The sequence below is a fragment of the Candidatus Vicinibacter affinis genome (assembly GCA_016714365.1).
Lineage (GTDB): Bacteria > Bacteroidota > Bacteroidia > Chitinophagales > Saprospiraceae > Vicinibacter > Vicinibacter affinis.
The window spans coordinates 2492486-2506128 of record JADJNH010000005.1; the positions used below are offsets into that span (position 1 = coordinate 2492486).

Annotated in this window: 12 protein-coding genes; 7 read left to right on the top strand and 5 right to left on the bottom strand. The window is 32.8% G+C overall.

What is annotated here, in order from left to right:
* Positions 1 to 20 precede the first annotated feature (20 nt).
* Both IPJ53_09905 and IPJ53_09910 read left to right on the top strand, forming a co-directional pair.
* On the top strand, positions 21 to 3170 hold the full coding sequence (locus tag IPJ53_09905) for a hypothetical protein (protein ID MBK7799418.1): 3150 nt from the start codon (positions 21 to 23) through the stop codon (positions 3168 to 3170).
* Positions 3171 to 3217: 47 nt separating this feature from the next.
* Complete coding sequence (locus tag IPJ53_09910; protein MBK7799419.1) at positions 3218 to 4063, top strand: mechanosensitive ion channel; 846 nt, start codon at positions 3218 to 3220, stop codon at positions 4061 to 4063.
* Between the two features lie 3 nt (positions 4064 to 4066).
* On the opposite strand, the gene IPJ53_09915 is transcribed toward IPJ53_09910, so the two are convergent.
* The 4 genes from IPJ53_09915 to bshC form a co-directional block, all read right to left on the bottom strand.
* Positions 4067 to 4969: an EamA family transporter gene (locus IPJ53_09915; GenBank protein ID MBK7799420.1), complete on the bottom strand. Its 903-nt coding sequence runs from the start codon at positions 4967 to 4969 to the stop codon at positions 4067 to 4069.
* Between the two features lie 3 nt (positions 4970 to 4972).
* Complete coding sequence (locus tag IPJ53_09920; protein MBK7799421.1) at positions 4973 to 5290, bottom strand: 2Fe-2S iron-sulfur cluster binding domain-containing protein; 318 nt, start codon at positions 5288 to 5290, stop codon at positions 4973 to 4975.
* A 12-nt stretch (positions 5291 to 5302) separates the two neighbouring features.
* A complete protein-coding gene (locus IPJ53_09925; protein ID MBK7799422.1) occupies positions 5303 to 6319 on the bottom strand; it encodes an NAD(P)/FAD-dependent oxidoreductase in 1017 nt (338 codons plus the stop codon).
* 86 nt (positions 6320 to 6405) lie between these two features.
* A complete protein-coding gene (gene bshC, locus IPJ53_09930) occupies positions 6406 to 8013 on the bottom strand; it encodes a bacillithiol biosynthesis cysteine-adding enzyme BshC (protein MBK7799423.1) in 1608 nt (535 codons plus the stop codon).
* A gap of 169 nt (positions 8014 to 8182) precedes the next feature.
* Between bshC and IPJ53_09935 the strand changes: the two genes are divergently transcribed.
* Complete coding sequence (locus tag IPJ53_09935; protein ID MBK7799424.1) at positions 8183 to 9238, top strand: ABC transporter permease; 1056 nt, start codon at positions 8183 to 8185, stop codon at positions 9236 to 9238.
* Here the strand turns inward: IPJ53_09935 and IPJ53_09940 are convergent.
* Positions 9235 to 9876, bottom strand: coding sequence for a PorT family protein (locus tag IPJ53_09940; protein MBK7799425.1), 642 nt, complete (start codon positions 9874 to 9876; stop codon positions 9235 to 9237). The two genes, IPJ53_09935 and IPJ53_09940, sit on opposite strands and share 4 nt — an antisense overlap.
* 82 nt (positions 9877 to 9958) lie before the next feature.
* Between IPJ53_09940 and IPJ53_09945 the strand changes: the two genes are divergently transcribed.
* The 4 genes from IPJ53_09945 to IPJ53_09960 are packed head-to-tail and all read left to right on the top strand — an operon-like array spanning position 9959 to position 13635.
* Positions 9959 to 10567 carry a YihA family ribosome biogenesis GTP-binding protein gene (locus IPJ53_09945; protein MBK7799426.1) on the top strand — a complete coding sequence of 203 codons (609 nt, stop codon included), beginning with the start codon at positions 9959 to 9961 and terminating at the stop codon, positions 10565 to 10567.
* Between the two features lie 55 nt (positions 10568 to 10622).
* Positions 10623 to 12299, top strand: a complete 1677-nt coding sequence (locus tag IPJ53_09950) for a 1-acyl-sn-glycerol-3-phosphate acyltransferase (GenBank protein ID MBK7799427.1) — start codon at positions 10623 to 10625, stop codon at positions 12297 to 12299.
* Positions 12300 to 12312: 13 nt separating this feature from the next.
* Positions 12313 to 12858: an exonuclease domain-containing protein gene (locus IPJ53_09955; protein ID MBK7799428.1), complete on the top strand. Its 546-nt coding sequence runs from the start codon at positions 12313 to 12315 to the stop codon at positions 12856 to 12858.
* 60 nt (positions 12859 to 12918) lie between these two features.
* Positions 12919 to 13635 carry a DUF4412 domain-containing protein gene (locus IPJ53_09960; GenBank protein ID MBK7799429.1) on the top strand — a complete coding sequence of 239 codons (717 nt, stop codon included), beginning with the start codon at positions 12919 to 12921 and terminating at the stop codon, positions 13633 to 13635.
* Positions 13636 to 13643 lie beyond the last annotated feature (8 nt).

The window sequence follows — 13643 nt, forward strand, 5'->3', positions numbered from 1 at the left end:
TTCTTTTTAAAATCGTCACTATGAACAGTAAATTAAAATGGTTCTTTAAAATTTTGGGTGTTTTAGTAATTCTGATATTCCTAATTGGTCTCCTCATTCCAATTTTATATAAAAAGGAAATTCAGGAGAAATTAAAGTATGGAGTAAATCAGGAAATTAACGGTAATTTTGAATTTTCAGATATTTCCCTTTCGGTATTTAAGCATTTTCCAAGGCTAAGTTTAAATATTTACAAGCCTGTAGTTACTTCTTTTGTCCATCAGGACAGTTCCATTTTATTTAAATCTGAGGAAGCGGGGCTGGATTTCGATTTTTGGAATATAATTTCAAAAAACGAGGCTTTGACCATTAAAGCATTTCATTTAATTAAACCGGAAATTAATTTAATATCATTCCAAGATTCTACTAACAATTTTAATTTACTAAGACCAGATAAAAATAAGTCCGGACAGGAGGAAAGTCCGTTAAGATTAATTTTGGACCATTATGAGATAGAGTCGGGAATAATTGTTTTCGATGACAGAATCAATAGAATATTTGCAGACATCCAAAATTTAAACCACAATGGAAGGGGTAATTTTCAAAACAATATAGTAAATCTTGAAACTAAAACCAATGTTGGATCCATCTCACTCACCTCACAGAACATTAATTTGCTCAATAAGTGCAAATTAAATTCTGAATTGGATTTGATAATTAATCAGGATAGTTCAATTTTTTCCATCAAAAAAGGAAATTTTGATTTAAATGCTTTGAAAGTCATTATGAATGGTTTTTTCAAGCTGAATGAAGATGGTTCTACTAGCCTTGATTTGAGTATTGAAAATCCCGGAACAGAATTCAAAGAGTTGTTCTCGCTAATTCCCAATGCATATAAAGGAAATTTTAAAGAACTGCAATCAACCGGAGATTTTAATTTGAAGGGAAGGATAGTTGGTGTGTACAATTCAAATCGGAAAATATACCCGGATTGGGATTTTATATTAAAAGCAAAAAATGGAGGAATACAATATCCCGGAATGCCAGTTTCTTTGCAGAAAGTAAATTTGGATTTAACCACTGCTAACAAAGGCCCAGGTTTGGATAAAGCTTTTATTCAAATAAATCCAATGAGTTTTGAATTAAATAATAATCTTTTTCTTGGAAACCTAAACCTAACTCAACTTAGTGATAACATTCATATCGATGGTAAAATTGCAGGGAAAATTTCTTTAGATGATTTCAAAAAATTTATGCCTTTGGATGAAGTTACTCAATTAAGCGGCACCATTGATTGTGATTTAATTTTTAATTTAAATCAACAAATGGTTGAGCAATCATCATTCGATGAAATGAGTATCTCAGGATTCCTCAGAATAAATTCATTGACTTATAAAGATCCTTCAATGCCAGGAATTGGTATTCCAAATATGGATTTGGCTTTTGATAATAAATCTTGTGAAATTAAGCAGAGCGAAGTTCTATTTGGAAAGAGTGACATAAATCTAAAAGGAATTCTAATAAATCCTTTTGCTTTAATACTTGACAAGGGGGAATTAACCGGCAGCTTAAATTTTAATGGTCGGCTTTTAGATGCAAATGAGTGGATGGATGAAAGTGCTTCAGCAACCGATAATAATAAGGTTAGCATATTGCTACCTGACACTTCATATTTTGTACTCGACCTTGTAAGGAAGACAACTATTTCATTTACAGGAACCTATCAAAACGTGATTTATGATTCATACAAAATAGAAAATGTATCCATTGACGGCAATCTCAATCATGACCAAATTTATTTACACCCCCTAAAAATGACTGTTAACACGAATACAATAAGTATTAATGGAAATTTGGGCGCACCTATGGCTTATGCATTTTTAAACAAGACGTTAAAAGGCAAACTGGAAATTACAGGAAATCGGTTTGATGTAGTTAAATTCATGGAAAGTGATCCCAAGGGAGTTAACTCAATGGCTAATGCCCAAACAGTCTCCGAACCATTTGTGGTGCCTGAGAACATGGAGCTAGATGTGAGATTTGGTGTGGAGACGTTGATCTACGATAAGTGGCAATTAGACAAAGCAAAAGGTTTAATACAAGTATTGGATAAAGAAATGCAGGTTCATGATTTCGAAACCTCAACACTAGGAGGGAATATGATTTTAAATGGGATATACAATACAACAGATCCTAAGCGCCCTCATTTTGACATGAAATACGACATGAAAAGATTAAAGTTTAATAAGGCTTATGAATCGATTGTTAGTTTCAAAATTCTTGCACCCATTGCAAAATTTATTGAAGGAAGTTTTAACTCATCGATAGTTTGTTCTGGAAATTTAAATAATGACATGATGCCTGATTTTTCTTCTTTGAATTTGAATGGAATAATTGAAACCCTTGATGGTGTAATTAAGGGATATAAACCATTGGAACAAGTAGCTGAACGGTTAAATATTAAAGAATTAAAGAGTGTTAGTCTTCAAAATACTAAAAATTGGTTTAATGTTGAAAACGGATCAGTATTTGTAAAACCTGTATCGAAGAAGATAAACGATGTAGAAATGATTTTTTCAGGATCACACAAAATAAGTGGACCAATGGATTATGATTTCACGTTCAAAATTCCAAGATCCAAATTTAAGAATAATGTTGTTGGAGCAACTACTGAAACCGGCATTGCATTTCTTAAAAACCTTGCATCCAAAACAGGTTATAACATTGAGGTTGGTAGTAATGTGAACGTATTGGTTAATCTTAGTGGCAAATTATTAGATCCTAAAATTAATTTTAAACTTTTGGGTACAGATGGTCAAAGCCTGGAGGAAGGGGCAAAAAATGCAATGAATGAAACAATAGACAAAGCAAAGGACTCTTTAATTCATAGGGCTGAAAATGAAATTGATAAAAACAAACAAAAAGCATTAAAGGAAGTAAAAAGAATGGAAGATAGTTTAAGGCTATTGGCCGCCAAAAAAGCGGAGGAAGAAAAAAGAAAATTATTGGAGAAAGCTTCCAATGAAGCTTCTAAATATGTTGACTCGAGTTTAATCAATAAAGGTAAAGATGTTTTAAACGATAAATTGGGTAAAGAAGCTGATAAAATATTAAAGGAAGGTGGTCAAAAGGAGGTTGACCAAATTAAAGATAAAGTGAAAGATTGGAATCCATTTAAAAAGAAAAAGTAATTTAAATGTTTACCTAATTTTAAAATTCAACCTATTGATTGGCAAAGATGGAAATTCTTAAGTTTATTTTTAAAATATCACTGTTAATAATTCTATTGATTTCAAAGGAGGGGGTGTTGGATACTTTTAGATTACCTGAAGTATTTTACACACCTGTCATAAAATCAATGCATCAGTTTCTCATATTTTGGTTATCTGTCAATTTGATTGTAAGGTTTAATCAATTCGTCTATAGAAAAAGAAAAAAATTGGGCCATAAGTATTCAGATAATGTAATTGTTGGACTTCAAAATATTTACTATCTACTGACTACTTTGGCCATCATAGTAATGATTGTCGGTTTCTTTGGAATTGAATTTTCAAAATTCTTAACCGCTTTGTCAATAGTGGCAGCGGCCATTGCAATTATATCTAAAGATCTGGTGAGTGATATTCTGACAGGAATCTTACTGTCATTTTCAAAAGACATTGCCTTGGGGGATTATGTAAGAATTGGAGATTACAAAGGGAGAGTGATGGGCATTAATATTTATAAAATTATTCTTCATAATGAGGACGATGACATCATTTATATTCCAAATTCAAAGGCATACTTTTCTGACATTGTAAATTACACCCAAAAAGAAATAAGGAAATATAATGTTGAGTTTTCAATCCCAACTGATAACGATGTGACCCTTGAAGAACTCAAAAGAACAATGGATAAAACATTTTTGGAATATAAAAATTACCTGGATCCTGGTTCAGAAAAATTGAAAATTACCGGAATTAATAAAGATGATTTTCGTTATAAAATTCAATTTAAATTGAATCAGGTAAATCCAAAAATCGCAGAGGAAATTAAATCGAGAATTCTTACAGAAATACTAAAAAAAATCCAATTGATGAGTTGAATATCAAGCTTTATGTTTTCTGTATTCGGAATAATTTAAAATAAAGACTCCTAAAAGTGTGAAAATAGCACCATATACCAGTCGGTGTGTCATTGGTTCATTTAATATAAGATATCCCAAGTAAATGGCAATTATTGGATTAACATAGCTTTGTATACTCACTACTGTCGCAGGCAAGTGCCTTAATGCATATGTATAACAACTGTATGCTATTAATGAGCCCATCACTATTAAATACAACCAAATCAGAAACATGTCTTTTGTTAAATAGAAATTGGTTAAATCTTCAAAAGTAAAGCATAGGATAACCATGGGCAACCCACCAAACAACATTTGAAACCCTGATGCCATAAGTGGAGAGTATGTATAGGTTCTGGTTTTACTGATTACTGACCCAATACCCCAGGATCCAACTGAAATAATGGTAAGAATTAACCCAATTGCAGTTGTGTTTTGGCCAATAGGCAAAGTAAATTTATCAAAGCATATTAATATCAATCCTGCGAAACCCAATAAAATCCCCATCCATCCAAGCGGATTCAAGCTATCTGCCGGCCTGAAATAAATAGTAAGCAAAGCTATAATTATTGGAGAAAGTGATGCCAGAATTGCTGAAATCCCACTGTCAATATAGGACAAGCCATAGGTACCTATTCCATTGCCTAAAGTAATTAGCAGTAAGGCTAGTAACATTTGGAACAGAAGGTACTTTTTTGAAGGAAAAGGCATTCTCTTGATAAGAAATAGGTACAATAGTATAATTGATCCAGAGACAATCTGACGAACTGAAGTAAACAAAAATGGCGGAATTCTGGTAACTCCTAACTTGTTAACCAGATATGTTGTTCCCCAAATCAGACATGTTAAAATCAATGCCAGATAAGCTTTTGAATTAACGCGATTCATAATCTAGATGGGAGCAAGCTTAACTTTTAAATGATTTGAATCCTGATTTAATTTGATTTGACAGGCCAATCTGCTATTAGATTTGGATAAAGGTAATTGATCTAACATCAGAGCTTCTGCATCACTCATATCTGGTAAACTGTTGTTTGAAATTAACAAGACATGACATGACCCACATAAAGCCAACCCTCCACAAGTACCCTCCACAGGGAGCCCTGCAGCTTTGCACAATTCCATTAAATTTAAACCACTTTGGGCTGGTATGTTCAAAACAACTTCTACATTTTCTCGGTCTACAACGACTATTTCAATTTCTTCCATTCAATAAAATACTTAATCTAATCTATTTATTCCAGTTACAGTGGTATACTTAAAACTTGGTTTTCGTCCTCCATTTATTGCTTTATAAGCTGATTGAACCATTAAGGCCGCTTCATGGAAACCACATAAAATTAATTTAAGCTTTCCGGGGTAGGTATTCACATCTCCAATAGCAAAAATACCCTCAATGTTGGTGCCAAAATCAGTGGTATTCACCACTATAGCATTCTTTTCTAATTCTAATCCCCAATCAGCAATAGGACCCAATTTTGGAGTAAGACCAAAAAGAGGAATAAAATAATCGCAGTCAATCCTGTGTTGGTCAGAGGTTGGTGTATTAACTATAACCCATTCAAGTTTTTGTTCACCGGCCAAATGAGTCACTTCAGATTCGGTCAATAACTGAATCTTTCCCTCCTTAACAAAATTCAATAATTTGAGAACTGATTCAGGGGCACCTCTAAATTCAGTCCGTCGATGAATTACAGTGACACTTGATGCGATGTTTACCAAGAATAAAGCCCAATCTAAAGCAGAGTCACCTCCTCCGGATATGACTACATTTTTACTTCTGTACTTTTCAGGATCTCGGATGATGTAATCTATCCCCTTATCCTCGTAATATTCGATATTGTTGATTAAAGGCTTTCGGGGTTCAAAACTACCTAAACCACCCGCTATGGCGATGACAGGTGCTTCCAAAACAGTGCCTTTATTTGTGGTTACTTCAAAATTTTGATTTTCCAGTCTTTTTAGTAATACTGCTGTTTCGCCTAAAGTGAACTTGGGGCTGAAGGGCTCAATTTGTTTCAACAAGTTTTGGACTAAATCCGATGCCAAAATTTCAGGGTACCCAGGAATATCATAGATAGGTTTCTTTGGATAAATTTCTGTTAGTTGACCACCTGGAGAGCCGAGAGAATCGACCAAATGGCATTTCAAGTTTAGTAGTCCGGCCTCAAATACAGTAAAAAGCCCACATGGGCCAGCACCTATGATCAGAATATCAGTTTTAATTACGGGAGTCATGTCAAAATCAAAATATTGTTACAAAATTATTGTTTAAGATTATCATAACACATATTATTGACGTTTTATTCACTAATAAGTTTGTACTAGTTTTCCAAAAGCAAAACAAAATTATCTCCTTCACCTGGGATATTTTCAATTAAATCATCAATAAAGGACCTTCCATTTTGAATAAAATATTGAATTCCAGATTCTCTTCTTTCTTGTAATAAATTATCAGGAAAAAGTACCTCTTTTATTTTAGTCACTTTTGTAACATCAGTTTCAAACTTTAATTTTTCTTCCTTAAATAAACGATGAAATAATTTTTCAATAGAATGCTCGATTTTCTTAATCTCAGCAATCAAACTAGTATTTCCACTTTTGAAATTAGTATTGGACAATTTTATTAAATCCTCAAATCCAGATAATAGATCAATTCTAATTTGCTCTATTTCATGAGGGAAATCTGATTTAAGATGTAACAATTTCTCTTCAACAATGGAAGTAGGATTTAAAAAATCATTTAATTCCAATCCAAGATTAGCTATTCTCTTTTGCAATGAGCTGCTGCACATCATGACCGAGGCCCTTCTTTTAAGAATCGGAAAAGTAACATTACAATGATTAAATAAGTCTTTAAGTTGCAACCAATATGCAATCTCTGCACCTCCACCTATAAACATTAAATTTGGAATCAGGCTCTCTTGATAAACGGGTCTTAGTAAAACATTGGGACTAAATCTTTCGGGATAAGTATTCAATTCTGATAACAATTCAGAATTTGTCCAACTAAACACTTGATCATGGGTTGCAAATTTTTCACCTTCAAAAACAATTCTACCTCTGTACTGATCTGAAATATAAAAAATATTAATCTCTCTTGGTTTTGCTTGAATAGGGTAGCCCAGTGATTCCAATCTCATTATTTTATCGGCAGTGTAATGAACACTTATTCGATCGGCAAACTCTTTTGCCAAAACAGGTAATAATATTTTTTTTGATTCAATTTGATCAGGATTAAAATAGACTAATCCATATGAGCCAAAAAGATAATGAACAAAATGCATCATGAAATCTCCATAGCTTTCTGAAACATTTAAAAATTGCTGAATTTCACCAATCAAATTTTTAGCATCTTCATTATTGGTAAAATAAGACATAACATCATCAAACATCTCTTTTAAACCCACTAAGTTCATTTTACCAACAGGTCCTTTTTGGTTGGTTGGCCAAATTATTTTATTGTTAAAAAGCCAAAAATGATTTATTTCATCCAGATCATGATCTTCATTCCCAGAGAAGTATACCGGTACAAAATGAAATTGAGGGTAAAGTTTATTAAGCTCCCTTGAGATTTTAATGGTTTGCGCAATTTTAATCCACCAGTATAAAGGCCCTCCTAGCATGCAGGGTTGGTGTGCACAGGTTATAGCAAAACAATTATTGTTTTTGAAACGATTTATCTGGTGGTGAATTGGATCAGATATTGAAATTTTAGCATACTGTTTCTTTATGATTTCATACCATTCATCCCGATGGGTATAATTAGAATTCTTCTGATTTATTTGTTCTGGAATGTTTTGGTATAAAGGAAGGAGATTTATAAATTCACTAAATTTTTCAGGATGCATCCAATAGTCAAGATCCATCTTTTTAAATTGTGTGATACTATCAGGTGAAATCAGTTTATAAGTAGAGCTGTATTTATTCAAAATTTATTTGTTAGGTTAGACAAATTTAAGCCTTTATATCTTAAATAAAGAAATAAGGCAAAAGACGAACTAAAATTTTCAAACTTAGCTAGTGGAACGCTTTTGTTTAAAATATGTTTAATTTAGCCCATTAAATTGAATAAAATAGGGTTGAAAATATTTTGAACGAATGTTTTATTATATTGTAAAGCGAATAGTACTGGGCATTTTTGCAGTTTTAGCTGTTTCGGGATTGGTGTGCGTGATTGTCTATTTTGCCCCGGTAGACCCAGCAAGAATGAGTTTTGGACAAAGAACAGATGAAGAAACAATTGAGATTTTTAAGAAAAAGTATTTTTTGGATCAGGGTATTGGACTGCAGGTGTTTCACTACTTTGAAGACTTAAGCCCAATCTTATGGATTTCAAATAGTGATACAAGACTAGAAGATTACACACTTTTTGTTCTCAAAAAGTTTAAGATGCATCAGTTAATTGTAAAACACCCTTATTTTAGAAAATCATATACCAGTGGAAAAAGTGTATGGAATACATTAACTGAAGCTCTTCCTGCTACCATAATTTTAGCTTTCACTTCAATGCTCCTTGCCATTATTATTGGCTTGACATTAGGCTGGTGGAGTGCCTTACAGCATCAAAAATTAGCCGATAGAATAATTTTATCATTCTGTACTTTAGTGTATGCAATTCCAAGTTATATATCAGCTATACTTTTTGCAATGGTTTTTGCATTTTATCTAGGTTCTTGGACAGGCCTTTCAATACAAGGTAGTTTGTGGGAATTTAATGATTTTGGTCAAGTCGGGTTACATCTTGAAAATTTGATCCTGCCAACTATAGCGCTGGGAATAAGACCAGTTTCCATGATATGCCAGATGTCCAGAGCATCCATACTTGATGTGATGGGATCAGACTATTTGAGGACAGCCAAGGCTAAAGGTCTTACGGAATGGGCATATTTAACGAAACACATTCTGCCAAATTCAATAAATCCAATTCTTACCACAATTAGTTCTTGGTTTGCTTCATTGCTAACTGGTGCATTCTTTGTCGAATATGTTTTTAATTACAAAGGCCTCGGAATGCTTACCATAACAGCAATAAACCAATTTGATATCCCCGTAGTTATTGGTTGTTGTATAATTACGGTAATCATCTTTGTATTGGTGAATATTATAACCGATATACTGTATAGATTTTTTGATCCAAGAATAACACATCATTAGAACTTGATACCTAAGGTAGCGATAAGTCTGGTCGGACCTTTATCAAACGCGTATTTTGTTCCATTAAAATTAATGTGCTCGCCGAAATTTGTAAAATTTCCTTCGTATCTTAAATCGAACATTATTTTACTTAAATCAAAGCCGATCCCCATCTGATAGCCGAATGTAGCCGTTTGAAATTTAGACTCATATCCATTGAGATCAGTAAGTTCCGATTTGTTGTTAATAAAAATGTGCGCTACCGGCCCAGCATTGAATCTAAGTATCCCCAATTTCAAGCCCAACATTAAAGGAATGTCTAAGTTTTGATATCTTTCTTTTAAAAATAAAGTATCATAGAATTGGGCTGATTTGAATTTTTTGTATTTAAATGTTGTTCTGTTAGAATTGAATACCACCTCAGGTTGAATAAAAAATGAATTAAATGATATTCGAACAAACCCTCCAAAATGAAACCCATAATCTGCATTGTCGAAAGCGAGCGAAAAGGAATCCAGCTTGTTTTTATCAGTAATATTCAAGGTGGAAGGCTTAATATCTACACTGGAAATCCCCCCGATTAAGCCAAAGTTAAATTGTGCATTTGATTGATTTTCAACTAAAAAGAACACTAATAGTGCAAAAGCCAATTTTTTCATATTATTATATTTTTACAAAAATAACGTAATTGAACAACAAGTTTTTATACCTTACCTTTCATTAAGATAAACTTAACTTTACATGATAATTAGAGACGTGCAGTTTATTGGATCATTTCCGAAATTTTCGAAAATTCCAATATTTGACAAACCTGAGTTTTGTTTTTGGGGAAGATCAAATGTAGGGAAGAGTTCTATGATAAATTATATCTGCAATCGCAAAGATTTAGCCAGGACCTCATCCACACCCGGCAAGACCATTAGTTTCAATCTATACCAAATCAATCAGGAATTAACCTTCGTGGATTTACCAGGTTTTGGTTTTGCAAGAGTTGCTAAATCTGTCAAAGAAAAATGGGATGGGCAAATTAAACATTATATCAAAGAAAGGAAAGATTTGGTTTGCGTTTTCTTACTTGTGGATATTTCAATTCCTATTCAAAAAAATGATCTTGATAAAATTAATTTTTTTGGTGATGAACAAACGCCATTTTGCATCATTTTTACAAAGTCTGACCGTTGTAAAAAAATGGAATTAAAAAAAAATCTAGAAATGTGGGAAAATAAACTTTTGGAAAAATGGGAAGAGCTTCCCCCAAGAATTGTTACCAGTGTTGAAAAACACATTGGGAAAGAGGAGATACTAATTGAATTAGATAAAATTGTGGCATTAAGTGAGCAATTTGAGTAATTATTTTTATAAATTAATTATTTAAAGATTTAAAAATACTTAAATTCTAGATTAAATGGATCAGCAATATCCACATGTGCTTAAAGAGATTACAGATTGGCCAGTTTATAAATTAAGCCAAAAAAGAAAAGACTTCGTACAAATTGTCGAAAAAGATGTTTTGAACTATTTCGATACTATGTCAAAAGAAGAGTTAGATCAGATTTTAGCCAAAACAATTTATCAGGAAAAACAAAGGATTAAATCTAATCCATGGAAGGCGGACCCACCCAATGAAATGCAGTTTTTTAGAAAGCTGCAAAAAGAATATAATGATAATCATGCAGAGGGAAACACTCAAGAGCGTACGAGGGACTCTATCTTTCGCTTGATAAAAAGATATACAGAAGAGATATCCGGACATTTCAATATCAATACTTTCTATTTTGCAAGAAAAGCTCTTACATTTTTTTTTACTGCTATGTTTTATCCGGTGGGATGGAATATTTTTAGTTCATACGCTACAAAACGAAAGAAGCTTGCAGAAGCCATGATTTTAAAGGGCGAAATTGATTCTGTAAGGAAACTATGCCTAGATCACACTATAATTTTAGTTCCAACACATTCAAGCAACCTAGATTCTATCCTGGTTGGATACATGGTTGATGCAATTGCAGGCTTGCCAGCTTTTTCCTATGGGGCTGGATTAAATCTCTTTGATTCAGAATTTTTTGCTTTTTTCATGAATAGACTTGGTGCCTATAAAGTGGACAGAAGAAAAAAAAATCAAATTTATCTTCAAACACTTAGTTCCTATTCAAAACTAATTGCTATGGAAGGGGTTCATTCCATATTTTTTCCAGGAGGAACGAGATCTCGATCTGGAGAAGTGGAAGACCGTTTAAAACTAGGCCTTTTAAATTCTCTATTATTGGCACAACGAAATTTAATTCAACAAGAGAGTTTGAGAAAAATAATTATAGTTCCAGCTGTACTTTCATATGAAAGTGTATTGGAGGCAAGATCACTTATTATTCAATATTTAAAAACTACAGGGCAGGAAAAATATACTTCACGCGAATCTTCATTTTCATTATGGCAATACGTTACTTTCTTATATAGATTTGTAAAAAAGTCATCAAAAGTATATATGACGCTCGGTAGTCCTATGGATGTTTTTGGGAATTCGGTAAATGAATCTGGAGAAAGCATTTCCCAAACTGGTAGCAGGATTAATCAAAAGGATTATTTTTTAAGGGATGGAAAAATTGTTCTTGACAGCCAAAGAGAAAGCATTTACACCAAAGAGCTATCTGAAAAAATTATTGAGCAATACAAAAAGTATAATTATATATTACCTTCGCACTTAGTCTCATATGCAGCTTTCAAATTACTTTCCAAATTGAATCCGGGGCAGGATATTTACAACCTGGTTCAGTTGCCAGAAGAAGAAATGTATTTTCCTGAAATAGGATTCAAGCAATTGTGCATGGAAGTCAGGCGAGTTCTATATGATTTATGTGAACATAACAAGTTGATAAAATGTGAAGAGCTACAATTGGATATTGACCTTCTCATAAATTATGGTATTAACGCATTAGGAGTTTATCACAGTAAAAGACCTTTAAAAAGGGATGAAAACAACAGGTTGGTTAGTGAGGATTTTCTTGTTTTATTATTTTATTCCAATAAACTTTCAAATCTGGAAATTGATGATTTGATACATTGGGATATTATTGACCTTCAAAATTAGTTTTATTTTTTGAATGAAGTTTCTCATATTTGATTTAGAGGCAACCTGTTGGGAATCACATGTAAGTCATTTATACCAGCAGGAAATTATTGAAATTGGCGCGTGTATTATGAACCAGTATGGTGAGATTGAATCAACTTTTTCCAGCCTGGTTAAGCCAAATATCCATAAATTCCTATCGCCTTATTGTAAAAATCTGACCCAAATCAACCAGGAAGAAATCAATAAAGCTAAAATTTTTCCTGAGGTTTTAGATCGTTTTTTAGATTGGGCGGACATTCCGGATGTGAGTTATGGCTTTTGTGCCTGGGGTAGGGCAGACTACAATTTGATTTTAACTGACTGTAAACTCCACAAACTAGATTCAAAATGGCTGATCCCATATGTTGACATAAAACATCAATATCACCGAAATAAAGAGCTTAATAAACTTATGGGGTTAGATAAAGTTTTGAAAACCAATGGATTTGAGTTTGAAGGTCAACATCACAGAGCTTTGCCTGATTCACTTAACCTTGCTAAATTAGTTTCAAAATATGTCGACGAATGGGTGTTTTAATTCAATCCTATTTATACTTAAATTTGCGGCAATTCGTTAAACTCAAAAATAAATCTTTCTATGAATAATTTAATCATTCTTCAAAGTCTAATATTCACCATATTTTTTTCGGCCCATGGTGCATCACAACCTCTCTTGACTGCACATGTTAAATATGAAGTGAGCATAAATGTGGATGGGCAGGAAGATATGAAGCAAATGGCTGGTTTAATGGGAAATTCCACTATGGATGTTTATTTTACTAATCAAAAACAGAGAGTTGATATGAGTATGATGGGTGGGTTAATATTGACTAAAATGTTTTATGATAAACAGACAAAAAGCAGCATCATGTTGCAAGAGATGATGGGGCAGAAGTACAAAATTAAATTGGACGAGCAGGTAGGACAAAATTCCAAAAATGTAAATTCAGATATTAGCAATGCAAATTCTAAAGTTACTTTTGATAAAAATGACCGAAAAAAAATCCAAGGTTATGATTGTTATAAGTCAACAGCCACCATTGATAACAACGGGCAAAAGATTTCTATCATTTGTTATGTTACCGATCAAATTAAAAGTCCACATGGCATTATTAAAGAAGCTGATGATGTAAATTTTGGAGGATTGCCTCTTGAATATACACTTGACATGAAATCTATGAAATTAGTGGTCACTACCAAGGAAGTTGTAAAGAATTTTAACTCAAATATTTTCGATATTCCTTCTTCGGGTTATAAAGAAATGACATTGGAAGAATTTACGAAGAAAATGGGAGGAGGCAATCTAGGTTTCTGATAAAAAAT

Bases quoted from the DNA above. Each gene is read 5' to 3' on its own strand.
- IPJ53_09905 (MBK7799418.1), top strand. From the start codon at position 21: ATGAACAGTAAATTAAAATGGTTCTTTAAAATTTTGGGTGTTTTAGTA.
- IPJ53_09910 (MBK7799419.1), top strand. From the start codon at position 3,218: ATGGAAATTCTTAAGTTTATTTTTAAAATATCACTGTTAATAATTCTA.
- IPJ53_09915 (MBK7799420.1), bottom strand. From the start codon at position 4,969: ATGAATCGCGTTAATTCAAAAGCTTATCTGGCATTGATTTTAACATGT.
- IPJ53_09920 (MBK7799421.1), bottom strand. From the start codon at position 5,290: ATGGAAGAAATTGAAATAGTCGTTGTAGACCGAGAAAATGTAGAAGTT.
- IPJ53_09925 (MBK7799422.1), bottom strand. From the start codon at position 6,319: ATGACTCCCGTAATTAAAACTGATATTCTGATCATAGGTGCTGGCCCA.
- IPJ53_09935 (MBK7799424.1), top strand. From the start codon at position 8,183: ATGTTTTATTATATTGTAAAGCGAATAGTACTGGGCATTTTTGCAGTT.
- IPJ53_09940 (MBK7799425.1), bottom strand. From the start codon at position 9,876: ATGAAAAAATTGGCTTTTGCACTATTAGTGTTCTTTTTAGTTGAAAAT.
- IPJ53_09945 (MBK7799426.1), top strand. From the start codon at position 9,959: ATGATAATTAGAGACGTGCAGTTTATTGGATCATTTCCGAAATTTTCG.
- IPJ53_09950 (MBK7799427.1), top strand. From the start codon at position 10,623: ATGGATCAGCAATATCCACATGTGCTTAAAGAGATTACAGATTGGCCA.
- IPJ53_09955 (MBK7799428.1), top strand. From the start codon at position 12,313: ATGAAGTTTCTCATATTTGATTTAGAGGCAACCTGTTGGGAATCACAT.
- IPJ53_09960 (MBK7799429.1), top strand. From the start codon at position 12,919: ATGAATAATTTAATCATTCTTCAAAGTCTAATATTCACCATATTTTTT.